General features: G+C 68.6%; 23 protein-coding genes. 9 read left to right on the top strand and 14 right to left on the bottom strand.

Annotated elements, in window-relative coordinates:
- Position 1 precedes the first annotated feature (1 nt).
- The 3 genes from H0B43_RS02645 to H0B43_RS02635 form a co-directional block, all read right to left on the bottom strand.
- Positions 2–1372 carry a hypothetical protein gene (locus H0B43_RS02645; protein WP_185729410.1) on the bottom strand — a complete coding sequence of 457 codons (1371 nt, stop codon included), beginning with the start codon at positions 1370–1372 and terminating at the stop codon, positions 2–4.
- Complete coding sequence (locus tag H0B43_RS02640) at positions 1369–1698, bottom strand: type VII secretion target (protein WP_185729411.1); 330 nt, start codon at positions 1696–1698, stop codon at positions 1369–1371. The genes H0B43_RS02645 and H0B43_RS02640 overlap by 4 nt, the downstream gene beginning before the upstream one ends.
- A 72-nt stretch (positions 1699–1770) precedes the next feature.
- On the bottom strand, positions 1771–2478 hold the full coding sequence (locus tag H0B43_RS02635) for a TetR/AcrR family transcriptional regulator (protein WP_185729412.1): 708 nt from the start codon (positions 2476–2478) through the stop codon (positions 1771–1773).
- Between the two features lie 194 nt (positions 2479–2672).
- Between H0B43_RS02635 and H0B43_RS02630 the strand changes: the two genes are divergently transcribed.
- The 4 genes from H0B43_RS02630 to H0B43_RS02615 are packed head-to-tail and all read left to right on the top strand — an operon-like array spanning position 2673 to position 7717.
- Positions 2673–4235: an amino acid permease gene (locus H0B43_RS02630; RefSeq protein WP_213015039.1), complete on the top strand. Its 1563-nt coding sequence runs from the start codon at positions 2673–2675 to the stop codon at positions 4233–4235.
- 1 nt (position 4236) lies between these two features.
- Positions 4237–5082: an urea amidolyase associated protein UAAP1 gene (locus H0B43_RS02625; protein ID WP_185729413.1), complete on the top strand. Its 846-nt coding sequence runs from the start codon at positions 4237–4239 to the stop codon at positions 5080–5082.
- On the top strand, positions 5079–5735 hold the full coding sequence (locus H0B43_RS02620; protein WP_185729414.1) for an urea amidolyase associated protein UAAP2: 657 nt from the start codon (positions 5079–5081) through the stop codon (positions 5733–5735). Before H0B43_RS02625 ends, H0B43_RS02620 begins: the two co-directional genes overlap by 4 nt.
- Positions 5732–7717 carry a 5-oxoprolinase/urea amidolyase family protein gene (locus H0B43_RS02615; RefSeq protein ID WP_185729415.1) on the top strand — a complete coding sequence of 662 codons (1986 nt, stop codon included), beginning with the start codon at positions 5732–5734 and terminating at the stop codon, positions 7715–7717. Before H0B43_RS02620 ends, H0B43_RS02615 begins: the two co-directional genes overlap by 4 nt.
- Positions 7718–7723: 6 nt before the next feature.
- On the opposite strand, the gene H0B43_RS02610 is transcribed toward H0B43_RS02615, so the two are convergent.
- The 3 genes from H0B43_RS02610 to H0B43_RS02600 form a co-directional block, all read right to left on the bottom strand.
- On the bottom strand, positions 7724–8200 hold the full coding sequence (locus tag H0B43_RS02610) for an SRPBCC family protein (RefSeq protein ID WP_185729416.1): 477 nt from the start codon (positions 8198–8200) through the stop codon (positions 7724–7726).
- The gene (locus H0B43_RS02605) at positions 8197–8553 is read right to left on the bottom strand and encodes a helix-turn-helix transcriptional regulator (protein ID WP_185729417.1); all 357 of its coding nucleotides are present in this window, start codon (positions 8551–8553) and stop codon (positions 8197–8199) included. The genes H0B43_RS02610 and H0B43_RS02605 overlap by 4 nt, the downstream gene beginning before the upstream one ends.
- A 62-nt stretch (positions 8554–8615) precedes the next feature.
- The gene (locus H0B43_RS02600; RefSeq protein WP_185729418.1) at positions 8616–9701 is read right to left on the bottom strand and encodes a dihydrodipicolinate reductase; all 1086 of its coding nucleotides are present in this window, start codon (positions 9699–9701) and stop codon (positions 8616–8618) included.
- A 110-nt stretch (positions 9702–9811) separates the two neighbouring features.
- Between H0B43_RS02600 and H0B43_RS02595 the strand changes: the two genes are divergently transcribed.
- Positions 9812–11404: an HD domain-containing phosphohydrolase gene (locus H0B43_RS02595; protein ID WP_185729419.1), complete on the top strand. Its 1593-nt coding sequence runs from the start codon at positions 9812–9814 to the stop codon at positions 11402–11404.
- A 16-nt stretch (positions 11405–11420) separates the two neighbouring features.
- On the opposite strand, the gene H0B43_RS02590 is transcribed toward H0B43_RS02595, so the two are convergent.
- The gene (locus tag H0B43_RS02590) at positions 11421–13148 is read right to left on the bottom strand and encodes an ATP-binding cassette domain-containing protein (protein ID WP_185729420.1); all 1728 of its coding nucleotides are present in this window, start codon (positions 13146–13148) and stop codon (positions 11421–11423) included.
- A 153-nt stretch (positions 13149–13301) separates the two neighbouring features.
- Between H0B43_RS02590 and H0B43_RS02585 the strand changes: the two genes are divergently transcribed.
- Complete coding sequence (locus tag H0B43_RS02585) at positions 13302–14426, top strand: serine hydrolase (protein WP_185729421.1); 1125 nt, start codon at positions 13302–13304, stop codon at positions 14424–14426.
- 15 nt (positions 14427–14441) lie between these two features.
- Here the strand turns inward: H0B43_RS02585 and H0B43_RS02580 are convergent, their stop codons facing one another.
- From H0B43_RS02580 to H0B43_RS02570, 3 genes are all read right to left on the bottom strand, one after another.
- Positions 14442–15071 (bottom strand): hypothetical protein, encoded by a 630-nt coding sequence (locus H0B43_RS02580; RefSeq protein WP_185729422.1) that lies wholly within the window; start codon positions 15069–15071, stop codon positions 14442–14444.
- 125 nt (positions 15072–15196) lie between these two features.
- Positions 15197–17263 carry a transglycosylase domain-containing protein gene (locus H0B43_RS02575; RefSeq protein WP_185729423.1) on the bottom strand — a complete coding sequence of 689 codons (2067 nt, stop codon included), beginning with the start codon at positions 17261–17263 and terminating at the stop codon, positions 15197–15199.
- A 291-nt stretch (positions 17264–17554) separates the two neighbouring features.
- Entirely contained in the window at positions 17555–17815 is a 261-nt protein-coding gene (locus tag H0B43_RS02570) for an acyl-CoA-binding protein (RefSeq protein ID WP_185729424.1), read from the bottom strand.
- A 201-nt stretch (positions 17816–18016) separates the two neighbouring features.
- On the opposite strand from H0B43_RS02570, the gene H0B43_RS02565 reads away from it, so the two are divergent.
- Positions 18017–19339 carry a cyclopropane-fatty-acyl-phospholipid synthase family protein gene (locus H0B43_RS02565; RefSeq protein ID WP_185729425.1) on the top strand — a complete coding sequence of 441 codons (1323 nt, stop codon included), beginning with the start codon at positions 18017–18019 and terminating at the stop codon, positions 19337–19339.
- Positions 19340–19406: 67 nt separating this feature from the next.
- Here H0B43_RS02565 and H0B43_RS02560 read toward each other — a convergent pair whose 3' ends face one another.
- Positions 19407–19805 carry a RidA family protein gene (locus H0B43_RS02560; protein ID WP_185729426.1) on the bottom strand — a complete coding sequence of 133 codons (399 nt, stop codon included), beginning with the start codon at positions 19803–19805 and terminating at the stop codon, positions 19407–19409.
- Positions 19806–19913: 108 nt separating this feature from the next.
- Here H0B43_RS02560 and H0B43_RS02555 point away from each other — a divergent pair, with 108 nt between their 5' ends.
- Positions 19914–20957: an Rv2578c family radical SAM protein gene (locus H0B43_RS02555; protein ID WP_185729427.1), complete on the top strand. Its 1044-nt coding sequence runs from the start codon at positions 19914–19916 to the stop codon at positions 20955–20957.
- Between the two features lie 308 nt (positions 20958–21265).
- Here the strand turns inward: H0B43_RS02555 and H0B43_RS02550 are convergent, their stop codons facing one another.
- From H0B43_RS02550 to H0B43_RS02540, 3 genes are all read right to left on the bottom strand, one after another.
- Positions 21266–21982, bottom strand: a complete 717-nt coding sequence (locus tag H0B43_RS02550; protein WP_185729428.1) for an SRPBCC domain-containing protein — start codon at positions 21980–21982, stop codon at positions 21266–21268.
- A 2-nt stretch (positions 21983–21984) separates the two neighbouring features.
- On the bottom strand, positions 21985–22611 hold the full coding sequence (locus tag H0B43_RS02545; RefSeq protein WP_185729429.1) for a helix-turn-helix domain-containing protein: 627 nt from the start codon (positions 22609–22611) through the stop codon (positions 21985–21987).
- 65 nt (positions 22612–22676) lie between these two features.
- A complete protein-coding gene (locus H0B43_RS02540) occupies positions 22677–23597 on the bottom strand; it encodes a neutral zinc metallopeptidase (protein ID WP_185729430.1) in 921 nt (306 codons plus the stop codon).
- A 143-nt stretch (positions 23598–23740) separates the two neighbouring features.
- On the opposite strand from H0B43_RS02540, the gene aspS reads away from it, so the two are divergent.
- Positions 23741–25546, top strand: a complete 1806-nt coding sequence (gene aspS, locus H0B43_RS02535; RefSeq protein ID WP_185729431.1) for an aspartate--tRNA ligase — start codon at positions 23741–23743, stop codon at positions 25544–25546.
- Positions 25547–25581 lie beyond the last annotated feature (35 nt).

Here is a 25581-nt window from a genome sequence, read left to right as displayed (position 1 = left end):
ATCAGGTCCGATCGCCGAACGGGATGTCGTCGAGTTCCTCGCCGCCGATCACGGCGGGCGCGACCATCGGGAGATCGCCGGCGAACGCGTTGTTCTCGCCGGCGTTGACGAGGTAGCTCGGTGTGGACCGGCCGCTCAGCTGTTCGTCGCCCCCGCGCCCGGCACCCGCCACGCCGCCCATGGCGCCACCGGGTGACGTGGGCGGTGCCGGGGTGAGGGTAGAGGTCGGCGACACGGGGCTCACTGCCGCCGGGGGAGCAACCGCGCCGACCGTTCCGCGTGGCACGGAACCGCCACTCGCGGAAGCGCTTCCGCCGGTGCCGCTGCCGAACATGCCGATCCCGGCGCCACCGGCGAGTCCCACGGCACCGGGGACCCCGCCCGCGGGTCCGTGCGCGGGAGCGACCGCTGATTTCGCGGCGACGGCGTCGGTGGGCAGGTCCCCCGGGGAAGCGCTCGCCGCCTGCGTGCTCGCCGACACCAGGTCGCCGACGCTGGCGGTGACGGTGGAGATCATCGGCTTGCCCACTTCTTCGATCACGGTGGACGCGATGGCGAACGGTGACGGCGGGACGGCTCCTGCCACGGCTCCGGGTGCCGGGGGCGGCGGTACCGGCACCGGCGCGGCGAGACCGTTCATCGTGAGCGTCTGTTCGTTCAGTTCGGTGCGCGTCTGGGCCACCACCCCGATGGCCGCTTTGAGATGCTCGGCGGCGGACGCGAGGAGCATCGCCTGCCCGGGTGGGGTCAGCACCATCGGCGCGGCGGCGACCGCGGTGGCCGCGAACGACTCCGAGATCGTCATCAGGTTCGCGTTGCCCCGCGCGACGGAGGCGGCGGCGGTCTGTGTGGTTGTCGAGATCTCCGTGCCGCGTTCGCTCAGTTCGGTGCCGCTCGTCTGTGCCTGCAGTCCCTGGGTCTGCGCCGCCTGCGCGGCCTGGCTCTGCCAGATCTGGTCGAGGACCTTCAGTCCCGACAGGCTCATCGACATCGCCTGGTCGAGCATCCCCGAGGACATGTCGAGGAGGGCCGTCGGATCGAACGCTCCGAACGTGCCGGTGCCGAAACTGCCGGCGAGATCGGTGAGCGGCCGAAACAGCTCGTCCACCCCCGGCAGTCCGGACAGGGCCTGACCCTGCAGCAGCGCCTCGACCGGGTTCGGAGGCAGAGGTGGCGGCGCGGGTAGAGGGGGCAAGGGTGGCAGTTCACCGAGCGGCATGTCCAGGAACGGACCGAGCGGAGAGTCCTGCAGCGCCTCGAGCGGTGTGCTCGGCAGCGGTGTGTCGAGCGCGGCGCCGACGGGCGTTCCCCGGATCAGATCGAGAATCGATCCGTGTTCGGTAGCAGGTCCGGCGGATTCGGTCGGTGTCATGCGGGGCCTCCCAGTTCGTCACCGACGGCACCGAGCGCACCGCCGGTGGCGCCGTCGACGGAATCGTAGGACTCCGCGGTGGCGTGCGCGGCGATCGCGGTCTGCGCGTAGTGGTGTGCGAGTTCGGCGACCGACGCGGCGTGATTCGCCTGTGCGGCAGCGAACGACGCGAGAAAGTCGGCGCCGATCGGACCGAACACGGGCGCCAGCGCCGCGAGATTCGTGCCGAGATCGAACGCGGCGGCGCTGCTGATCTGTTCGGCCGCCTGCGCTGCGGTGGTGCCGTAATTCCTGATGCCGTCCGTGACGGCAAAGACATCGCTCAAGATAACCCCCCAGTAATTAAGCGTTCGCCAGACTTTATCTCACAGGAACGACAGGGACGGCCGAGACATGTCCTAGTGCCGACGGGGCGTCCCGGTCACCGTTCGGGCGAGGAGTGCCCGCGATTCGGCGCGTATATCGTCCATCGAGTTCGTCCAGCCGAGGGCGCGCAGGCACGTGTCGGCGAGGAGTCCGGCGGCACCTTCGTTCTCGGGGCCGGGGAGCAGGCCGCGTTCGGTGTCGGCGCGGGTTGCGATGGCGCTCTCGACGATTCGGAACGGCAGGTCGGCAAGGGCGGGGGAGGTGGTGCCGGATTCGGCGGCGATCTCGGCGAGCGCGCGGTCCGCGAGGTGACGATAGTGCCCGCGCAGCAGCGTCCGCTGGGTACGGAACGGCTCGAAGCGATCGGTCAGCAGTTCCGGGAGGAGGTACAGCGCACCGAGATTCCATCTGGTGGTCGTGAGTTGCGTGACGTCGTAGGTGGCCAGCGCGTGCAGGCGCACCGTGGCGGGGGCGTCGGCGTCGGTGAGCCGCTCGGCGGCGGCGAGCGCGGGGGAGACCGTTTCCTCGAGCAGTGCAGCGAGGATCTCCTCCTTGTTGGGGAAGTGGTGGTAGAGCGACGCCTGCCGGATGCCGACCATCTCGGCGATCCGCCGAGTCGAGGTGGCAGCGAAACCCTTGGTGGTGAACAACTCTCCGGCGGCGTCGAGGATCTCCTCGGTAGTGGTCTGCCCCGGTCTGCGCTGACTGGTCAGTCGGGGTCGTCCCGGCCCTGTGGTCACCGCTCCATGATGTCAGGTCACTCCCGGGACCGACGGTATCCACTCGTCGTGAGGGTTTCGTCACGCTCCCGAAACGTAGGCAACGATGCTGTTACGGCCGACCGCGATCTGGATACGCGCGCGTCACCCATGGAGGCCTTTCCGCGAGAAAACTATCGAGCGACAGATATTGCTCTCGCCGAAGGAGTAAGCCCTTGAGCACACCCACAAGGACTGCGCACGTGCCGGCAGCACCTCCCCGCCCGTCGGGCGGAACCGGCGTCGACGACACGGGCGACCTCGGCGAATTCGGCTACGAGCAGCAACTTCACCGTTCCCTGGGCAAGTTCGCATCGTTCGCCGCCGGTTTCTCCTTCGTCTCCATCCTCACCACCATCTTCCAGCTCTTCGGACTCGGATTCGGATTCGCCGGACCCGCCTTCTTCTGGACGTGGCCGGTGGTGTTCGCCGGCCAGTTCATGGTGGCGCTCAACTTCGCCGAACTGGCCGCCCGGTACCCGATCTCGGGGGCGATCTACCAATGGTCGCGCCGGATGGGCGGCGAGGTGGTCGGCTGGTTCGCCGGATGGTTCATGATCCTCGCGCAGATGGTGACAGCCTCCGCGGCGGCCATCGCCCTGCAGGTCGTCCTCCCCACCGTGTGGAGCGGATTCCAGATCATCGGTGAGGACAGCACGTTGACGTCCGCGAGCGGCGCAGCCAACGCGGTGCTGCTGGGCTCCGTCCTCCTCGTGCTGACCACGTTCATCAACTGCATCGGCGTCAACTGGATGTCCCGGATCAACAACATCGGCGTCACCTGCGAGATCGTCGGAGTCATCGCGGTGATCGGCATGTTCCTCACCCACGCCCAGCGCGGACCGCAGGTCGTGTTCGACACGGGCACCGCGGGCGCGTCACCCGGGTACGGCTGGGCGTGGATCGTGTCGGGCCTGATGGCGGCGTACGTGATGGTCGGGTTCGGCTCCGCGGGCGAACTGGCCGAGGAGACGCGGAACCCGCGCCGGGTGGCGCCGCGCACGATCCGCCTCGCGCTCTCGGTCTCGGCGCTCGGCGGCGGGCTGATGATCGTCGGCGCACTCATGGCCGCACCGAGCCTCACCGACGGGCGACTGGCCGCCGAAGGGTTGCCGTACGTACTCTCGTCGATCCTCGACTCCCCCTGGGGCACACTCCTTCTCGTCGATGTCGCGATCGCTGTGTTCGTCTGCACCCTGGCCATCCAGACGGCGGCGTCCCGGCTGGTGTTCTCGATGGCCCGCGACGGGCGGCTGCCGGCCTCCCGTATCCTGTCGAGGGTCGGCACCCGCACCCAGACCCCCATTGCGCCGTCCGTCCTGATCGGGGTGGTCTGTATCGGCATCCTCGCCGTCAACGTCGGGAACTCCGCGATCTTCGCGACCCTCTCGAGCGTGTGCATCATCCTGATCTACCTCGCGTACCTGATGGTCACCGTGCCGCTCCTGTTGCGCAGGCTGCGGGGCTGGCCCCACGGCGGCCCGCAGGTCGACGCGGATGGACGGAAGCTGTTCTCGCTCGGACGGTTCGGACTTCCCGTCAATATCCTCGCGGTCGGCTACGGCGCGCTGATGGTGATCAACCTGTCCTGGCCGCGCGCCGAGATCTTCGACCCCAGCGGCGACTACCCCCTTCTGCGGTGGGCCGCCCCCATCACCGTCGCCGCGGTGGTCGCGGTCGGAATCGCGTGTTTCCCCCGCGGCCGCACCACCCCCAACCCTGTCACGATCGGAGCCTGACATGACTTCAGCGGACACCTCCACCACCACCGCCGCGAAGGAACACGCGCGGTCCCAGGCCGGAGCGATCACCGACTCGATGCCGGTGGTCCCGGCGTCGGCCTGGCCCACCCTGCCGTCCGGTATCGATCCGGCCCGGCTCACCTGGGCGGAGACGGTGCCCGGCGGCCGGTACACCACGAAGGTGCTGGCCCGCGGCACCCGACTGCGACTGCGGGACCTCGACGGCCGGGCCTGCGCCCACCTGCTGCTGTACCGGGCGGACGCGCCGTGGGAGCGGCTCAACGTCGCCGACACTGTGAAGGTGCCGTGGCAGGCGTACACGGGGGCGGGGCATCCGCTGCTCTCCGATCAGGGGCGGGTGCTCGCGACCGTCGTGTCGGACGGGTCGGGACGGCACGACGCCCTCTGCGGCACCACGTCCCTCGCCTCGAACACCGCGAAATACGGTGACGGCAGCCTGCATTCGGCGTCCCCGGCCGGCCGTGAACTCCTCACGGTGGCGGCCGCGAAGCACGGACTCGCGCGGCGTGACCTCCCGCCGTCGCTGTCGTTCTTCCACGGGGTGCGGGTGGGGGAGGACGGGTCGCTCCGCAGCATCGGATCCGCCGGCGCGGACACCGCGGTCGACCTCGTGATCCACCTCCCGGTGATCGTCCTGATCGCCAACACCGCACACCCCCTCGATCCGTCACCGACGTACGACACGACCGCGCTGGAAGTGCTCGCCTGGAGCGGCGCCGACGTGGCCGAGCCCGTAGACGGTGACCCGGAGTACCGACGCGCCTTCCTCAACACCGAAGACGTCTGGGCTGCCGCGCAGTTCCAGGGACGGGAGCTGGCATGACCACCACCATCGAGACCGCACCGCTGGTACCGGGCACGGTGATCCGCGACGAGCAGGTCGGCGCCCGCGGACCCTGGTCCGCCGTCGTCGAGGCCGGTGACGTCCTGACGATCGTCGATCTCTTCGGCAACCAGGCCGTCGACACGCTGATCTTCGCTGCCGCCGATCACGGGCAGCGCTACTCGGCCGCGGCCACGGTGTCGGCGCAGCGAAACCTGTTCCTGACCACGGGAAGCGTCCTCCGCACCGACGATCACGACGCCCTGATGACACTCGTCGCCGATGAGGTCGGCTCCCACGACACCGTGGGCGGCGCCTGCTCGCAGGAGTCGAACACCCTGCGGTACGGGCACCACACCAAGCATCAGCACGCCTGCGTCGAGAATTTCCTCGCGGAAGGCGCGCGGTGGGGGCTCGGCAAGCGGGACCTGGTGTCGAACATCAATTTCTTCATGAACGTGCCGGTCGACGCCGACGGCACGCTCGGCATCGTCGACGGCCTGTCGGCCCCCGGACGTCGCCTCGCACTCCGCGCCGAGCGGGATGTTCTGGTACTGGTGTCCAATTGCCCGCAGATCAACAACCCCTGCAACGGTTTCGACCCCACCCCGGTGCGGATGATCGTGACCCGGCCGACGGGAGCACCGGCATGAGCGCCAAGATCACCGTGCACCGGCCCGGCATGCTCACCACGGTCCAGGACTACCCGGGACGGACCGGGTACTGGCACGTCGGGGTGCCCCCGTCGGGTCCGATGGACGACCTGTCGTTCCGGCTCGGCAACACCGCACTGGGCAACGCCGAGGGCGCCGCCGGAATCGAATGCGCCATGTCCGGTCCCGCGTTGCAGTTCGACGAGGACACGACGGTGTGCGTGACGGGCGCACCCGCCCCGGTCACCGTCGACGGAGTGCTCCACGCGCAGTGGCGGCCGATACGGGTTCCGGCCGGCGGGACCCTGGACGTCGGCTCGGTCGCCGGCCCCGGGCTGCGCATCTACGTCCTGATCCAGGGTGGCCTCGACATCGACGACTTCCTCGGCAGCGCGTCGACGTTCACGCTCGGCAAGTTCGGCGGGCATCAGGGCCGCACCCTGCGGCAGGGCGACGTGCTCGCGGTCGGCGAGCACACCGGCGGCCGCGCGACCGCCGTTCCCGCCGAACACGTTCCGGCCCTGTGCAGCCGGTGGGAGATCGCGGTCACCGAGGGCCCGCACGGCGCCCCCGAATTCTTCACCCGCGCCGACATCGACACGCTGTACCGGACCGATTACGAGGTGCATTTCAATTCGGATCGCACCGGGGTGCGGTTGATCGGACCCCAGCCCGACTGGGCGCGCACGGACGGCGGCGAAGCAGGGCTGCACCCGTCCAACATCCACGACAACGCGTACTCGGTCGGCGCCCTGGACTTCACCGGGGACACCCCGATTCTCCTGGGGCCGGACGGCCCGAGCCTCGGCGGATTCGTGTGCCCCGTCACCGTCGTGTCCGCGGAACGCTGGAAGCTCGGACAACTCGCCCCCGGCGACACGGTGCGGTTCGTGCCGATCAGGTCCGACCGGGCCGCGTCCCCGCGTGCGCTCGGGACCGCGCGGCGAGCCGGGCATTCGACGGTCTTCTCCACCGCCGGCGACCGCGACGACGGCGTGATCGCCCGCCGCGACGGTGACACCGCCGTGACGTACCGGAGGTCCGGCGACGACAACGTCCTCGTCGAATACGGCGACATGAGCCTCGACCTGGCCTTGCGGGCCCGCGCCCACGCCCTGCACCGGCGTCTCGAGGTCGAGAAGCCGGCCGGGCTCCTCGACCTGACGCCGGGCATCCGGTCGCTCCAGGTCCGGGTCGACCCCGACGTGCTGCCGATTCCGAAGCTGATGGCGTTGCTCGGCGAGGCGGAGGACGCGTTGCCCGCGGCGAACGAACTCGTGGTGCCGAGCCGGTCCGTGCGGATGCCGCTGTCCTGGGACGACCCCTCGACGCGGGAGGCGATCCAGCGCTACATGCACGGTGTCCGTGCCGACGCACCGTGGTGTCCGTGGAACATCGAGTTCATCCGTCGCATGAACGGGCTCGGCAGCGTCGACGACGTGTTCGACACCGTCTTCGGCGCCGAGTACATGGTGCTCGGGCTCGGCGACGTCTACCTCGGCGCACCCGTCGCGACACCGCTCGACCCGCGACACCGGTTGGTCACCACGAAATACAACCCCGCCCGCACGTGGACACCGGAGAACGCGGTGGGCATCGGCGGGGCCTACCTGTGCATCTACGGAATGGAGGGTCCCGGAGGCTACCAGTTCGTCGGCCGGACCACCCAGGTGTGGAACCATCGGCATCCCGAGAAGTCGGGACCGTTCGAGGACGGCACCCCCTGGTTGCTGCGCTTTTTCGACCGGATCTCCTGGTACCCCGTCGAACCGGACGAGCTGACGGACCTGCGATCCGACGTCGCAGCCGGCCGCGGCGGCGGTATCGAGATCACCGAGGGCACGTTCTCGCTCGCCGAACACCAGCAGTTCCTCACTGCGAACGCCGAATCGATCGGCGACTTCCGGGCGGGTCAGGCTGTCGCCTTCGCCGCCGAACGCCAACGGTGGTCCGAGGCAGGGGAGTTCGCGACGGCGGGGTAGTCCGCGTCAGGCGCCGCGTTCGGCGAGTTCGGCGAGCTGCTCCGTGACGGTGCCCCAGCCGTCGTAGAATCCCATCTCCTCGTGCGTGTCCCGGTCGGCGGTGTTCTTGTGCATCACGTGGGCGAGGTACTCCGTGCCCGCCGGATGGTCGTTCAGCGTGATGATCGCGGTCATGAACGGCTGTTCCGCGGGCCGCCAACCACCGACCAGCGAGTTGGTGAACACGATGCGTTCGAGTTCGTCGACGGCGAGGAAGCAGCCACTGATGTGCGGCACGAATTCGCCGCCGTCCTCGCTGATCAGGGTCGCGAACGAGCCGCCGGGCCGCAGCTCCATGTCGACGACCCGGCACCGGGCAGGCGCGGGGACCCACCACTGTTCGAAGCGGGCGGGGTCGGTCCAGGCGCGCCACACGGCCGTGCGGGGCGCCTTGATGATGCGCGAGATCGTGAGGTCGAGATCTGGTCGGGCGGTGTCGGTCATGGCGATGTGTCCTTCGTCGGTGTTGTGACGGTGTGTTCGGTGACGAACTGCTCGAGCCTGTCGGTGCGGCGCTCCCAGAGGTCCTGTTGCTCCGCGAGCCACACCTCGACAGCGGTGAACGTTTCCCTCTCGATCGCGCACGTCCGTACGCGGCCCTCCTTGCGTGTCCGGATCCATCCGGTGTCCTCGAGGACATGGATGTGCTTCATGAAGGAGGGCAGGGCCATGTCGAATGGTGTCGCCAATTCGCTGACCGTCGCGGGGCCCCGGCTCAGACGCCCCAGCACGGCCCGCCGGGTGGGGTCGGCGAGCGCTTGGAAGATGCCGTTCAGCTGCTCCGGATGCTGAGCCATAAGGCAAAGTATTCACCGCACCGATGGTTAGCGCAAGGGCTAACCGATGTGGCCTCCCGCTGTCAGCCGAGCTTGCCGTGACCGGGGACGAGCGGAACGTCCAGGGCGTCGTAGAGACCCGGCGCGGCCGTCCGCAGCCACGGGATCGCGTTGACCAGGCGCCCGACCGCGGTGGCATTGCCGCCGGCCGCTCGATTGCCGCCCTCGTCGGTGGCCTCCACATTGACCTCGATCCGTGGACGGCCCTCGATGATCACCTTGTGGGCGCCGTCCCCGCCGTCCGGCGGCACGGGCCAGTCCGGGGCGCACGACGGGTGGATCCGCGTGACGTGCTCGATGACGATGCGAGGTTCGCCGCCCACGATGCCCTGGACCTCGAAACGCAGCGCCCCCTGGGTGCCCGCCTCGAAGTCGCCCATGAGTTCGGTGGTGATCGTCTCCTCGAGCGGCCGCCGGAGCAGGGTCTCCCGGATCTCGTCGAGTTCCACGCCGAGGGCGCGGGCGATGAGCCGGATCTGGCCGCCCCACACCATCGTGGGCACCGTCGCCGCGACCATCGGCGGTTCGTAGTCCATCGGCTGGCCCATGCCGACGAGGTACCGCACCGAATCCTGCTGGTCGTACGTCGTGTAGTCGAAGATCTCCTGGCACCGGATCTGATCGATCGTGCCGGCCAGGCCGGTCATCAGAATCGGCAGGATGTCGTTGCCCCATCCCGGATCGACGCCCGACACGAACAGGGCGCCGCCGCCGGACTCGGCAGCCGCCTCGATCGGATCGCGCAACTCTGCCGGCGCGTTGCGCTGGTCGTACAACGCGTAGAGCGACGGAGTCACGACGACGGCCCCCACGGCGAGCGCGCGGGTGATGTCGGCTGCCGCGTCGTCGGGTCGAATCTCGCCGGAGGCGGCGTAGACGACCGCGCCGGGGGAGTCCGCGAGCACGGTATCGGCGTCGTCGGTCGCCGCCACCCCCAGCGAGCGGCCCAGACGCGCGAGGTCGCCGGCGTCGCGTCCGACCTTTTCCGGGTTCGCCACGATCACCGCCGACAATTCGAGCTCGGGGTGCGCGTCGATCGCGCGGATCGCCGCCCGCCCCACGTTCCCGGTGCCCCACACCACGGTCCGGGTCTTCCCCTTGTCCACCATGGAATCGGACCCTACCCAGTGTGCGCGGCGGCCAGTGCCCGAATCTGGCGACAACGCGTCCCGCCGAAACGCGTCGTCGACAGGGCCGGGCGCGGGTGGAGAATGGGACGATGCACCCGCACGGGAGGCTGCCCGGCTCGGACAAAGGTCTGAGCAGAGCCGAACTGCTGGCCGCGGTCTCGCTGGCGATCGACCTCGGTCTGGGTCAGCCGATGGAACACATGCTCCGGTCGTCGCTGATCGCGACGCGGATCGCGGAGCGGATGGGACTCGACCCCCGACAACGGGCGACCGTGTACTACGCCAACCTGATCGGGTGGATCGGTTGTCACGCCGACTCCCACGAACTCGCTGCGCTCTTCGGTGACGACATCGCCTTCCGCGCCGACACGTACACGGTGGACATGACCGGCCTGCCGTTCCTGCGGCTGATGACCAGTCACGTGGGACGCGGATTGCCGGGCTGGGAGCGCGGCATCCGTGCCGCCGTCTTTCTCGTCGCGGCTCGCAGCCAGGTCGCCACCCTGATCCATTCGCATTGCAGTTCCGCCGGAGTTCTCTCCGATCGGATGGGCTTGGACGGGCAGGTCGGACAGGCGCTCGCCTACGCCTTCGAACGCTGGGACGGCCGTGGATTGCCCAACGGTTCTCGCGGAGAGGGTATTCCGGTCGAGATCCATATCGCGCACGTGGCGGACGTCGTGGAGGTGCACCTGCGGACGGGCGGGCTCGAACACGCCAAGGACGTCCTCCGTTCTCGGCGCGGCAGTCAGTTCAGCCCGGCCGTGGCGGACGTGTTCGACCGTGACGCGGCCGCGATCGTGGACGGCTTGTTCGAGACGGACGTCTGGGTCGCCGCGCTGGCCCTGGCACCGGACCGGGACCGAACCCTCGGGGCCGAGGAGAGCGACGAGTTACTCGGAGCCATGGCCGATTTCGTCGATCTCAAATCGCCGTTCACCCTGGGGCATTCGCGCGGCGTCGCGAATCTGGTGGCCGGCGCGGCCCGGCACCTGGGCGCGCCGACGTCGGATGTCACGCAGCTCTACCGCGCGGGCCTGGTGCACAGCCTCGGCAAAATGGGAGTGTCCAACCAGATCTGGGAGAAGAAGGGGCCGCTCACGACGGCCGAATGGGAACGGGTTCGGATGTACCCCGACCTCACCGGCCGGATACTGAGCCGAGTCAACGGCTTGGAGTCGGTGGTGTCCGTCGCGATGAAGCACCGGGAACGGCTCGACGGCTCCGGCTTTCCCCGGGGGATCGGCGGCGCGGAATTGACCGCGCAGGACCGGCTGCTTGCCGCGGCGGAGGCGTATCAACGACTGCTCGAGCCGCGTCCGCACCGGCCCGCCCTCGATGCGCGCGGTGCCGCCGATCGGGTGCGAGGGGAGGCGCGCACCGGACGCCTCGACGCCGAGTCGGTGGCGGCAGTGCTGGCGGCGGCAGGCCTGCGACCGTCGCGGCGGACGCCCTGGCCGGCAGGCCTGACCGACCGCGAGGTCGAGATACTGCGACTCGTCGCGCAGGGCCGGTCGAATCGAGACATCGCCGCCGAACTGTTCATCGCCGAGAAGACGGCACGCAACCACGTCGAACGTGTGTACGCCAAGCTCGGTGTGAACAACCGCACGCAGGCCAGTCTCGCCGCAATCGACCGGGGTCTGGTGGGATTCCCGGTCGACGCGGTGGCGCGGAGGTGACGTCTGCACGTCGCCGTCATCGCCGGGATGTGCCGGGCCGGGACCGCCGGTCCAGTACCCACACCGTGGCCAGCGTGAGGACCACCGCAAACGCGGCGAGCGCGAGGAGACTGGCGCCGGTGCCCCCGTGGAAGGTGTCGCCGTAGGCGGACATCGCCGGCAGCGTGGCGCCGTACCGGTCGAGATCGAGGTCCCGGCCCAGGGCTTCGAATGCGTGGCGGTTGGACAGTCCGAGGCTCATCAGCCGTCCCGGGAGGGCCATCTCGTCGACGGGGACGATGGCGCCGCCGAACAGAACCTGAGGGAAGCAGAGCATCGGCAGGGCGAGGGCGGCCTGCGCGGCGTTGGATACAGCGGCCGACGCCAGCAACCCGAGAGCCAGCGCCGAGGTCGCCTCGATCACGATCGTCACGAACAGGACGGCGGACACCTCCCATCCGACGGCGGGGAGCCGGCCGAGCGCCCGCAGCACTCCGAGGAGCAGCGCGCTCATGCCGGCCAGCACCGGCAGCAGTGCCGTCACCTTGGATGCCACGTAGGCGCCCACACCGAGCCCGGCCAGGCGCTCCTGCCGGAAGACGGCCATCTCGCCGACGATCTGGAGCAGGCCGTACGTCAGGCCGAAGAAGAATCCGGCGAAGGCGATCCAGAACACGATCTGGGCCGGGCCGAGATCGGCTGCGCCCCGCGGATCGAACGCGCCGCGTTGGAACAGCGTCGCCATCATCGCCGTGACCAGCACCGGTGAGCCGAGCAGGACCGCCAGGGTCAGCCGGTTGCGAAGCAGGACATCGACATTGCGCCGGGTCAGCAGCCACCATTGCCGCACCGGGCCCGCGTGAGTGACGTCGGCACGCGGTGCCGGGACCGGGGGTGGCGCCACGTCGGACCGGGTGCCCGATGCCTCGCCGACGGCCGTGAACCGCTGCGCCCAGATCTGCGGGGTGTGCTCCCGGGCCAGCCTGTCGTACACCTCGGCGAGATCCTCGACGCCGAAGTAGCTCCGAGCCTCGGCCGGGCTGCCGGTGAAGGCGAGGTGGCCGTCGCGAGCAAGGAACACCACCCGGTCGCACCGGTCGATGCCGGCCGGCTCGTGCGTCGTGAGGACGACCGTGACCCCGCGCCGGCTGAGCCGGCGCAGTAGGCGCATCACGTCGGCCGCGGTCGACGGGTCGAGCCCGGAGGTGGGCTCGTCGAGGAAGAACACGTGCGGCCGGGTCAGTAGCTCCACGGCGATGGCGGCCCGTTTGCGCTGGCCGCCGGACAGCGCACGGACCGGCACCTCGGCGCGGTCGGCCAGGTCGAGGTCGCGCATGGTGTCCTCGACGATCCGGTCCGCTTCGGCCGTCGATGTGCCCGCGGGGAGCCGTAGGCGCGCCGCGTAGCGCAGCGTGCGGCGCAGGGGCATCTCGAGGTGGAGGATGTCGTCCTGGGGCACGTAGCCGATGCGGGAATCGGCGCCGACACGGGCACCGCCCGCGACGCTATCGTGCCGGACCTCCCCTCCGGACGGTGATTGCAGTCCGGCGAGGATCTCGAGCAATGTGCTCTTTCCCGCTCCACTGCCGCCGGCAATGGCGACCAACTCGCCTGGTTGGACCGACAGCGACAGCTCCTGGAGGATCTGCCGCCCCCGGACCTTCTTGCTCACGTCGACAGCGTGGACCCGCCCCGCGGACGGTGGTGCGACTGTCGACTCGGTCGTGACCGCCGATCTGGATGATTGCTGAACTCGATTCGTCATGCCCTGATCATCGGTCCGCAGTGTCCGTCGCCGCATGGGGCGTTTGCCTCACATCGGACGCCCGAAAACCGGTGCACGGCGCAGCAGATGAGGCAAGCTTCGGGCAGGCCGACATTGCAGGCACGCGACAACAGGCATGGGACAGGGGAGAGGATGGCGCAGACATTCTCGGGGCGGCGAACGGTGGCAGTGCTGGCGATCTCGTGGACGGTCCTGGCGGGATGCGGTCAGTCGGACGCTCCACCCGCCGTGCCCTATGCACAGCTCACCGACACGATTCCGAAGGCGATGGAGCGCGCCGAGATTCCCGGAGCGGTCGTCGGGGTGTGGCAGGACGACGCCGCGCCCTACGTCCAGGCGTTCGGGGTACGCGACACGGCCACCGGTGACCCCATGGAGCCCGACGTGTTCACGCGCATCGGCAGCATCACCAAGACCTTCACCACCACCGCCGTGCTGCAACTGGTCGATCAGGGAAAGATCGGCCTCGACGACCCGATCGACCGGTATGTGCCCGACGTCCCCAACGGGAACACGATCACCATCCGCCAGTTGGCGGCCATGCGGAGTGGGCTTCCCGACTACACGGACGTGGTGATCCCGGCGCTGCCGAGTCAGCCGCAGCGTCAGTGGACGCCCCAGGAACTGCTCGGGATCAGTTTCAGCCGTCCACCGCTCTTCGCACCGGGCGCCGCGTTCGACTATTGCAACACCAATACCGTGCTCCTGGGCCTCGTGGTCGAGAAGGTCTCCGGCCGACCGCTGGACGCCTACATCGACGAGTACATCGAGCGGCCCGAGAACCTCGGCCACACCTCGGTGCCGACCGATGCGGCCATACCGTCCCCTCATGCCCAGGGATACACGAAAACGCCCGACGGCGACACGGTGAACGCAACCGACTGGAACCCGTCGTGGGGCTTCGGCGCCGGAAACATGATTTCCACGCTCGACGACCTGGGTTCGTGGGCGCGCGACCTGGCCACGGGCACGCTGCTCTCGCCGCCCACTCAACGCGAACGGGAGCAATTTCAGCTCGCCCCGTCGGAAGGCACCGGTTCGCTGTACGGACTCGGAGTCGAGTACCAGAACGGCTGGATCGGACACAACGGAAATACCGCGGGCTATCAGACCTACGCCTATTACCTTCCTCCCGAGGACAAGACGGTGGTGATGCTGGTCAATTCGAACGTCGATCCGCTGGGCGTGTGGAACCTCTTCGCCGACATCGTGAAGATCATCAGCCCCGACCATCCCTGGCCGGCTCCGCCGTCGTAGCGGTCGGACGAACGATCACGCCATCTCGGGGACGTGCAGATGCGCGATGGCCAGCTCGAATTCGCACGTATCGAGCACCTCGGCGTTCGCCTCTCGGACTCCTTCGTCCCGGATGCCGTCGATGCGTTCCCGGTTGCGTTCCATCGCCTCGGAGCTGTCGAACGTCAGCGACGACACCCCGCGACCGGCGGCGTGGTCGAGCATCAGACTGGCACTGCAGAAGCCGTCGAGTTCCTCCATCTTGGGCAGTGCGGCCATCTTCCACACGTCGACGGCGCGGTCCATGTGGGCCTGCTCGGTCTTGATCCACGTGACCCGGCAACAGGCCCCGCGATCCGCATGGTGGTCGCGATGCATGACAGCGATGTCCCACCGCGCGACCTCCGTGGTGCCGTGGAAGACCTCCGCCGCGGCGTCCCGCAACTTCAGCACCGGTCCCTCGCTGGCGCGTAGCGAGTCCTCGTCCCGCCACGAACTGGTTGCGATGCACCGGCCCGAGTCGCGATCGACCAGCAGGGACATGCCGAGGCAGCCCTCGGTGTCCGCCAGCGCGGGCATCACGGTGTCACGCATGTGCTTGATCCCGGCGTCGATGTACGACGGATGCGCATGAATTGTTGTTGAGCGTGCGAACACGATCGGCACCCTTCTCCTCAGGGCGGCGCCGACGCGGCGTCGCCGGTCAATTCCCCGTGTTTCACACTGCTCCACCTGTCCGTCGGAGGCAATGGGGTGGGACCCGCCGCCGGCCTGCGGCCCGCGCCGTCGGGTCAGCCGGCGTAGCGCGGGTCGATCGGAGGCAGGGCCGTGGGGCCGAAGTTGTTCGCGATCGGCATCATCGCCTTGAACCAGGTGCGGGCCGGCTCGGTGCCGCCGAACAGATTTCCGTCCCCACATGCGCGCAGCGGGCTGGTGCAGATCTGGCCGGGGGTCGGTGTGTCCCCGAACACGTAGACACTGCCGGCCAGGTTGTTGGTGTATCCGACGAATGCCGATGACATGTGCGATTCGGTGGTCCCGGTCTTGCCCGACATCGGCAGTTTCCACCCGGCGGCGGCGGCCGCGGCCGACGCCGTGCCACCGGGCAGGTCGTCCTTGCTGAGTGCGTTGGACAGGGTGTCGGCCAGGCCGGGATCGATGACCTGCTCGCAGGCCTGCTCGGTGAGGGGGACCTGCCGGCCCTGCCGGTCGACGATGGAGTCGATCGGGGTCGGAGGGCACCACTTGCCGTGTGAGGCCAGGGTCGCGGCGACATTCGACAGCTCGAGCGGATTGATCCACACCGGGCCGAGGGTGAACGACCCCAGATTCTGGTCCTTCTGCATGTCGGCCAGGCTCTGGTCCCCGAATCCTGAGGTGCCCGGGTCGGTGTAGGAACGCATGCCGAGGCGTACCGCCATGTCGACCGTCGCATCGACCCCGGTGGCCTGGAGAAGTTTCACGAACGCGGTGTTCGGTGACTGGGCGAGGGCGTCGGTGACCGACAGTGCTCGCGGGTACGGGGCGGCGTTCTGTACGCAGTAGGCGCCTCCGGGACACCCGGGGGCGCCGCCGTCACCCATCCCGAAGGCATCGAACCGGCCCGGTACGTCGAGGATCGCGTTGAGGCGCAGCCCCTTCTCCATGGCCGCTGCGGTGGTGAAGATCTTGAACACCGATCCGGCGCCGTGCCCAGACAGTGAATAGGGCAGCTCCTGCACCGTCTCGGCGGCGGCTGCGTCCAGGCCGTAGTTGCGGCTGCCCGCCATGGCAAGGACCCGGTGTCGGTCCTGCCCGGGCTGCACGACGTTCATCACGCTTGCGATGTCCGGGAGTTTCGGGTCGGCGTAGGCGGACACCGCCGACTTCACCGATCCTTGTACGGCCGGATCGAGGGTGGTGCGGATCAGATAGCCGCCCCTTTCGAGCTGCTCCCGGGACAGCCCGGCGTTCTGGAGGTACTGCAATGCATAGTCGCAGAAGAACCCGCGGTCGCCGGCGGCGATGCATCCGCGGGGCAGGTTGTTCGGTTTCGGGAGCACCCCGAGCGGCGTTTCCTTCAGGGCGCGGATCTCGGCGGCCCGGTCCGGAACATTCACCACCAGGGTGTCCAGAACGACATTGCGGCGCTCGAACACCCCCTCCGGGTTGGTGTAGGGGTTGAGTGCGGAGCTGGACTGCACCATGCCCGCGAGCATCGCCGATTGCTCCAGGTTCAGGTCCTTGGCGTCGATGCCGAAGTACGTGCGGGCGGCATCCTGCACCCCGAAGGAACCGTTGCCGAACGGCACCAGGTTCAGATACCGGGTGAGAATTTCCTCTTTGGAGAGTTCCTGGTCGAGGGTCATCGCCATCCGGATCTCCCGGATCTTGCGGACCGGCGTGGTCTCGATCGCGGCCCGGCGTTCGGCGTCGGTCTTGGCGACCACGTGCAGCAGATAGTTCTTCACGTACTGCTGATTGATGGTCGAGGCACCCTGTTGAATCTGACCGGTCGTGGTGTTCGTGAAGAATGCCCGCATCGTGCCCTGCCAGTCCACCCCCTGGTGTTCGCCGAACCGTCTGTCCTCGATGGAGAGGATCGCCAATTTCATGTCGTTGGAGATCTGGTCGCTGGGGACCTCGAATCGGCGCTGGTCGTACAGCCAGGCGATCGGGTTCCCGGTGATGTCGGTCATGGTCGTCACGGCCGGCACCACCCCGTCGGCCAGTTCGGCCGAGGAATTGCCGACGCTGTCGGCGGCGCGGTTGGACGCGTACCCGAGGCCGGCGGCGATGGGAAACATCACCCCGGACAGCAGTACCCCCGCGGCGACGGTGGCGCCGGCGAGTTTGAGAACAGTCTTCTTGGAGTACATGACGGCACCTCATTCGACGGTGCACCGGCAACGAATCGATCGGTGCTGGAACGATTATCGGGCCTATCGGCACGGCCGGGGCACGAATGACACGCATGTGCCGCTCCAAGTGTGGGAGGCCCGACGTTCCCTGACCGGCTCGAGGCATGCAAGATCACGGCGGTGAACCGGTGGGTGATCGGCCGCCCCCAGGGGAGGACGGATCAGCGGCCACGCCGGACGTCCGACCGAACATAGTCGATCGGAACGCACGGGCTGGACCGTTCGGCGCGTTCCGTGATGCGGGCGAACTCACTTCTGCGTGAGCCGGGCTACCAGGTCGACGTAGCCCTGCTTGGCATCGGCGCTGCTCGTCCCGGCCAATTCGGCCCAGGCGTCGTATTTGGCGCGCTTGACCATGTCGAACCGGCCGGGCCGCTTACCCTCGACATCACCCTTCGATCCCTGTTTGAACAGCGCGTACAGCCGCAGTAGCTCCTCGGTGGCCGGCCGCGAGGTGAGCCTGTTGACGTTGTCCTGCGCATCGGCAAACGCCTGATCCAGATCCGACATGGGCACCTCTGGCGCTCGGAGGGACGATTCGGCGTCATCGTAACGCCCGGAGTCGATGGCCCGGATTCGTTACCTCGGAGTCCGCAGAGGGAATTGGCGAGATGGTCTGCGGCGATCGAGGTTCCATGGATATGGTCGACGAGGTTGGGACCACGGAGCAGCCGCAGTGGTGGCCGGACCCGAACTCTGATGGAGGTGGGTATGACGGTCGCAGAGACGGTGGCGCCGTTGGTTCGCGCGGTGCTGGGTGCGCAGGTCCCGGTAGGGATCAGGTGTTGGGACGGTAGTCGCAGTGGGCCTCCGGACGCGCCGTGGCAGGTGCACCTCGTCAATCGGCGTGGTCTGCGGCGGTTGCTGTGGGCGCCCAACGATCTCGGTTTCGCCCGCGCCTACGTGTCCGGCGACATCGACATCGAGGGAGACCTGCTCGCCGGGCTGGACGTGCTGGAGCAGGTGTCGGATCCGAGTAGGGGACCCGGCGTACGGATCGACGGGCACACGAAGAAGACGCTGGCGACAGCGGCGCTGCGCCTGGGGATCATCGGCCCGCCACCGAAGCCGCCCGCGGAGGAGATGAAGCCGGCGCGCGGCCGCAGACACGACAAGCGCCGTGACGCCGCCGCGGTCAGCCACCATTACGACGTCGGCAACGACTTCTACCGACTCGTGCTCGGCGAGTCGATGACCTACTCGTGCGCGTACTGGGCGCAGCAGAGCGACGATCTGAGCGCGGCCCAGTACGCCAAATGCGATCTGGTGGCCCGCAAGCTGGGCCTGACCTCCGGGATGCGGGTGCTCGACGTCGGTTGCGGTTGGGGGACGTTCGCACTGCACGCGGCACGTCACTACGGCGTGCAGGTCGTCGGTGTCACCCTGTCCCACGAGCAGGCGGACTACGCCGGCAAACGAATGGTCGACGCGGGCGTGGGCGATCTGGTGCAGATCCGGGTCCAGGACTACCGCGACGTCACGGACGGCCCCTACGACGCGATCTCGAGCATCGGGATGGCCGAGCACGTCGGCGCCGCGATGCTGGCGACGTACGCCGCGGACCTGTTCGCGCTGCTACGCCCGCGGGGGCGGTTGCTCAACCACGCGATCTCGCGGCGGCCCGGCCAACCCGCTGCCAAGTTCTCCAAGACGTCCTTCATCGACCGCTACGTGTTCCCCGACGGAGAACTCGAACCGATCGCGACGATGATCGAGGCGCTCGAGGGGGCCGGTTTCGAGGTGCGCGACGTCGAATCGCTGCGCGAGCACTACGCGCTGACCCTGCGGGCCTGGGTGGCGAATCTGGAGGCGAACTGGGACGAGGCGGTGTCCTGCAGCAGCGCCGGGCGGGCGCGGGTATGGCGGCTGTACATGGCGGGCGCGGCGTTGGGCTTTTCGGGGAACCGACTCGGAATCAACCAGGTCCTGGCAGTCAAATGCGCCGAACGGGGTCGCAGCGGCATGCCCGGCACCCGTGCCGAACTCCTTCGGCGATCCACACCGATACCCTCTCCGCCGGCCTCCGAACTCTGAAAACCGTGGGGACGCAGCCGGAATGTGGGGAGGCGGACAGGGTTCGGGTGCCCGCCTCCCGCGTCGATCAGTCGCCGAGGACGGCGTCGGCCTCGATCTCGATGAGCAGGCCGGGAGCGATCAGCGCGCTGACCTCGAGAATCGTCGTGGCGGGGCGGATGTCGCCGAACACCTCGCCGTGTGCGATGCCGGCCTCTTCCCAGCGGCTCATGTCGGTGAGGTACATCCGGGTCCGGATCACATCGGCGGTGCTCGCGCCGGCCTCCGCGAGTGCTGCTTCGATTCGGCGCAGTGCTTCCCGGGTCTGCTCTCCGAGATCGTCCCCACCGACGGGGCCGTCGGGGCCCGACGCCGTGGTACCCGACATGGACACGAGTTGACCGATGCGCACGGCGCGGGAGTAGCCGATCTTGGCTTCCCACTCGGAACCGGACGAGACGTTGTTTCTGTTCGACATGAGCGACATTCTCGCAAGCCCCGATCCGGCGCTCACCGGCGCGGTCGTGCTCGACTCCGCCGAGCCCGGATGGGGCGGAGCCTTGACAGCAGTTAGAACAAATGTTCGCATGTAGTCATGAGGTGGGATGGGCAAGCGGTCGACGCCGACGACGGCGCTTTGCCGGGGCTGGAACGTGCCGGCCTCGTGCGCAGTGTGCAGACCCCCGAGTTCGACGGCATCACCTTCCACGAGGTGCTCTGCAAGAGCGCACTGAACAAGATGCCCGAGGAGTCGCAGCTGCCTTTCCGGTTCACCGTCAATGCTTTTCGCGGCTGCTCGCATTCGTGCCGCTACTGTTTCGCACGGCCCACCCACGAATACCTCGACCTCGACGCCGGTCAGGATTTCGACAGTCAGATCGTCGTGAAGACGAATGTCGCGGCGGTACTGCGCAAGGAGTTGGGGCGGAGGTCGTGGAAACGTGAGCATGTGGCGCTCGGCACCAACACCGACCCGTATCAGCGGGCGGAGGGCCGGTACCGCCTCATGCCCGGGATCATCCGCGCGCTGGCCGAGTCCGCCACACCGTTCTCGATCCTGACCAAAGGAACGCTCCTGCGACGCGACCTCCCGTTGCTGACCCTGGCCGCCCAGCAGGTGCCGGTGAGCATCGGAGTGTCGCTGGCGATCCACGACCCCGACCTCCAGAAGTCGATCGAGCCGGGAACACCGAGTCCGAAGGCGCGCCTCGAGTTGATCCGGGCGATCACCGACGCCGGCCTGCCCTGCAATGTGATGGTGGCCCCCGTCATTCCCTTTCTCACCGATTCGGTGCGGCATCTCGACGGCCTGCTCGAGTCCATTGCCGAGGCCGGCGCCTCGGGTGTGACCGTCTTCCCGATGCACCTGCGCGGCAGCACCAAGGGCTGGTTCATGAACTGGCTGTCCACCGAGCATCCCGCCCTGATCCGACAGTACCGGCAGTTGTACGGCCGGGCGGCTTACGTTCCGCCGGAATACAAGTCGTGGCTGAAAGGGCGAGTCGACCCCCTCGTCGACCGGTACGGTCTCGGCGGCGGGGCGGATCACCGCGAAGCCGGCCGGGCCGAGGCCGCCGACTCCGAACGCCGCGGACTCGTGGCCGCCGGTCGTCCCGGACCGGCGCTCACGCTGTTCTGACGCCTGAACCCCGGTGACCTCAGCGTGTGCGGAGGCCGCATCGAGGCCCAGGCGTGCTGCTGAAGACGTACTTCGTGAGCGCCTCCCGGGTTTGCCTGGTCGACGGCACCCTGCGCCGGCGCAACCTCGACACCGGCGCCTCCGGAACGAAGCAGTGGGCGCTCAGCAGATGGGACGGTCCGGGCGCGCCGACAGCCGTGTGCTTCGATCCGGGGGGCAGGCCGGGTCAGCGTCGAGATCACCACGAGGCACCCCGAACATTCCGAGTGGGGGCGAGTTCACGGCGTCCTGAGCTCAGATGCGACGGTTCACGCGAAGACGTTGTCCAGCCACGACTTCCACGCGTCCTGTGACTTCTGCTGGTCGGCGCCCGCAGCGAAGAGGTGGTGTGCCGCGTCGACCGTTCCGCCGAAGGCGTTGCGTCCGTAGAACCGAAACAGTGCATCGGCGGTCCGGATGCCGATGAAGTGCGGCGTCAGGTAATCGACGACGCCGTCGACCGCGCCGAATCCGGGAATGTCGACCGACACGGTGTCGCCGGTGGCCGAGGTGGCGGACAGACCGAGAGCGGTGCGGAGCGTGGCCATTGCGCCGGGATCGGCGGAGCCCTCAGGGCCGCCGGCCGCGACGTAGGTGGCCGCGCGCCCCGGGAAGTGCTGCACGTACTGGCCGAGGCTGTGGAGGTAGAACGTGGTGTGCTTGTCGGCGCCGTCGTACTGGGCGTCCCAGTCGTCGGTGAAGATGCCGCTGTGCACGTAACGGAGGGCGGCGGTGCCGCCGTCGCGGGCTTCGATGAGGTATTCGAGGGCGTTGAACCAGCCGTCGGGGCCCTCCTGGCGCACCGCGAACTTCTGCGGCGGCTCCCAGGCGACGACGGCGGGGTCGTCCGGTCCCTCGTCGCCGACCCCGGGATCGAACCCGGTGGGGAACATCCACCCGCCGGTGCCGGTGGTGACGGCGGCGAACACGTCCTCCGGGGTGGCGTTCAGGACGACTTCGCGGCGAATCTCGAAATTTTTCGACATGGCTACTTCTCCTCGTGACGGTTGTCTGGTGACTGCGCTTGCCGGGACGGTGTTTTCAGGCTGGGATGCAGTGCGACGACGAGACGGTGCCTGCGCCCGTTCGGCGCGTTCTCGTCGTGGTAGCGGGCCACCAGGGTCTTCACGGACTCGCCGAGTTCGTCGGCGAACGCGGACCGGTCGGCCGCCGACGCGAACCGGATCTCGCTGTCGATCGCGTACGTGGCGAGCGGCTGACGCGCCGCGGTGGCGCCGGCGATCAACTCGCCGACCTCACGCACCAGTCGCGCGGCCAGTGCCACCAGCCAGCGGGCCGACAGTTGGTCGGGTGAGCGGTCGGGGTCGGGGGCGAGGGCGGCGAACGCGGCGGGGGAGATGACGTACGACGCGGCGGTCGCCTGGAACACCCGCTCGGTGACGTTGCCCTTCCTGCGTTCCTCGACGAGCTCGACGAGGCCGTGTTCCTCGAGCGCCCGCAGGTGATAGTTGGCCTTCTGTCGTGTCAATCCGACCGTCGCCGCGATGGAACTCGCCGAACCGGGCTCGGCGAGCGCCGCGAGCAAGCGGGCCCGGACCGGATCGAGGGAGATCTCTGCGACGGCCGCCTGGTCGATCACTGCCACGTCCAACATGCGTCCACTGTTCCACCGACAAATAGTTCTGTCAAGACAAAAATTGTTGTCGGTGGAGCGGGTGGTCAGCGCAGCGCGGGCGGGTTGTTCAGATCGCGTGCCGAGTAGGTGTCGCAGGCCTGCACCTGGCCGGTCCGGTACCCGGTCGCGAACCACTTCTGGCGTTGCTCCGAGGAGCCGTGCGTCCATCCCTCCGGGTTCACGCGTGCGCCCGCGGACGCCTGGATGCGGTCGTCACCGACCGACGAGGCGGCGGAAAGTGCGTCCTTGATGTCGTCGTCGGTGAGGGTGTTGAGGAACGGCGGTCCGCCATCGGGGCCGGGGAGGGTGTCGGCGTAGTGGGCCCACACACCCGCGTAGCAGTCGGCCTGCAATTCGGTCCGGACCGCCGCGGAGTCGGCGCCACGTGGATCGGCCTGCGCCCGCCCGATGTCGCCGAGCTGGTTCTGGATGTGGTGACCGAACTCGTGCGCCACGACGTATTCCTGAGCGAGCGGTCCGCCGCTGGACCCGAAACGGTCGACGAGGAGCTGGAAGAAGCTCGTGTCGAAGTACGCGGTCGAGTCCGCCGGACAGTAGAACGGGCCGACGTCGCTGGTGGCGTTGCCGCAGCCGGTGTTCACCGAGCCGGAGAACAGCACGACCTCCGGTGGGACGTACGCGGTGCCGGTCTGCTGTGCGAGCTCCTGACCCCACACCGAGTCGAGGCTGCCCGCGGTGAACACGACGCGGCAATTCACGTCGCGGTTGGCGTCGGCGCCGGTCTCACATCCCTCGAGGCCGGCCGAACTCTGCGTGGAAGAATCCGTCGTGCCGCTGAGGCCACCGAGCAGCGAACCGGGATCGCCGCCGAGGAGCAGTGCGAGAACGAGCACGATCAGGCCGCCCGCGCCGCCTCCCATCGCGAATTTTCCGCCGAGACCACCCCCGCCGCCTCCGACCGACACCCTGCCGGAGTCCATGCGGGCGCCCTCGTTGAAGGTCATGTGTCGTCGCTTTCTCTTCACTTTGCCGGTGCGGGCCGATCGAGCCTCGCACGTGAAGCGGGTATGCGTTTCCGCTCACGCACGGTGTCTCCGTAGGATCTCAGCCAACGAAGTAGCTTGCCCCATGTTTCGAAAGGAATCCCGTGCTGCGCACACATCTCGCCGGTTCATTGCGAGCCGAGCAGGCCCAGCAGACCGTAACCCTCACCGGTTGGGTTGCCAGGCGTCGTGATCACGGCGGGGTGATCTTCATCGACCTACGTGACGCGTCGGGCGTGGCCCAGGTGGTGTTCCGTGAAGGCGCGGCCGCCGAGCAGGCCCACCGCCTGCGCGCCGAGTACTGCGTCAAGGTCACCGGCGTCGTCGAGGTGCGTCCCGAGGGCAACCAGAACTTCGAGATCCCGACCGGTGCCATCGAAGTCAACGTCACCGACCTCGAGGTTCTCAACGAGAGCGCGCCCCTGCCGTTCCAGCTGGACGACCAGGCCGGTGAGGAAGCGCGCCTGAAGTACCGCTACCTGGACCTGCGCCGGGAGGGCCCCGGACACGCCATCCGGCTGCGGTCCAAGGTCAACGCCGCGGCCCGCGCCGTGCTCGCGCACCACGAATTCGTCGAGGTGGAGACGCCCACGTTGACGCGGTCGACGCCGGAAGGCGCCCGCGACTTCCTGGTGCCCGCGCGACTGCAGCCGGGCAGCTTCTACGCGCTGCCGCAGAGCCCGCAGCTGTTCAAACAGCTGCTCATGGTGGGTGGCATCGAACGCTACTACCAGATCGCGCGCTGCTACCGCGACGAGGATTTCCGCGCGGACCGTCAGCCCGAGTTCACTCAGCTCGACATCGAGATGAGCTTCGTGAACCAGGACGACGTGATCCTCCTCGCCGAGGAGGTGCTGGCGTCGCTGTGGAAGCTGGTCGGGCACGAGATCAAGACGCCGATCGCGCGGATGACGTACGCCGAGGCGATGCGCCGGTACGGTTCCGACAAGCCGGACCTGCGCTTCGGGGTCGAACTGGTCGAGTGCGCCGAGTTCTTCGCGGACACCACGTTCCGCGTCTTCCAGCAGGAGTACGTCGGCGCGGTCGTCATGCCCGGCGGTGCGAGCCAGCCGCGCAAGCAGCTCGACGCGTGGCAGGAATGGGCGAAGCAGCGCGGGGCCAAGGGTCTGGCGTACGTGCTGGTCGGCGAGGACGGGACCCTCGGAGGGCCGGTGGCCAAGAACCTCACCGACGCCGAACGTGCGGGACTTGCCGCGCACGTCGGCGCGAAGCCGGGCGACTGCATCTTCTTCGCGGCCGGGGCCACCAAGTCCTCGCGGGCGCTGCTCGGCGCCGCGCGTGGCGAGATCGCCCGCAAGCAGAACCTCATCGACCCGGACGCGTGGGCGTTCGTGTGGGTCGTCGACGCGCCGCTGTTCGAGCCGACCGCCGACGCCACCGCGAGCGGCGACGTCGCGCTCGGGTACAGCGCCTGGACGGCGGTGCACCACGCGTTCACCTCACCGAAGCCGGAGTCGATCGACACGTTCGACACCGACCCGGGTTCCGCTCTCGCGTACGCCTACGACATCGTCTGCAACGGCAACGAGATCGGCGGCGGCAGTATTCGTATCCACCGCAAGGACATTCAGGAACGAGTATTCAAGGTGATGGGGATCTCCCACGACGAGGCCGAGGAGAAGTTCGGGTTCCTGCTCGACGCCTTCGCGTTCGGTGCCCCGCCGCACGGCGGAATCGCGTTCGGCTGGGATCGCATCACCGCGCTGCTGGCCGGCGTCGACTCGATCCGCGAGGTCATCGCGTTCCCGAAGTCGGGTGGCGGCGTCGATCCGCTGACCAACGCTCCGGCTCCGATCACCGCGCAGCAGCGCAAGGAATCCGGCGTCGACGCCAAGCCGGAGCCGAAGGGCGAGGCGGCGGCCAAGGCGGACGCACCCGCCGCCAAGTAGGCGGGAGGTACCCGAACGAGCGGACGACGCGGAAC

This window comes from Rhodococcus sp. 4CII, assembly GCF_014256275.1.
GTDB lineage: Bacteria > Actinomycetota > Actinomycetes > Mycobacteriales > Mycobacteriaceae > Rhodococcus_F > Rhodococcus_F wratislaviensis_A.
This window is presented reverse-complemented; position numbering and strand designations above follow the sequence as displayed.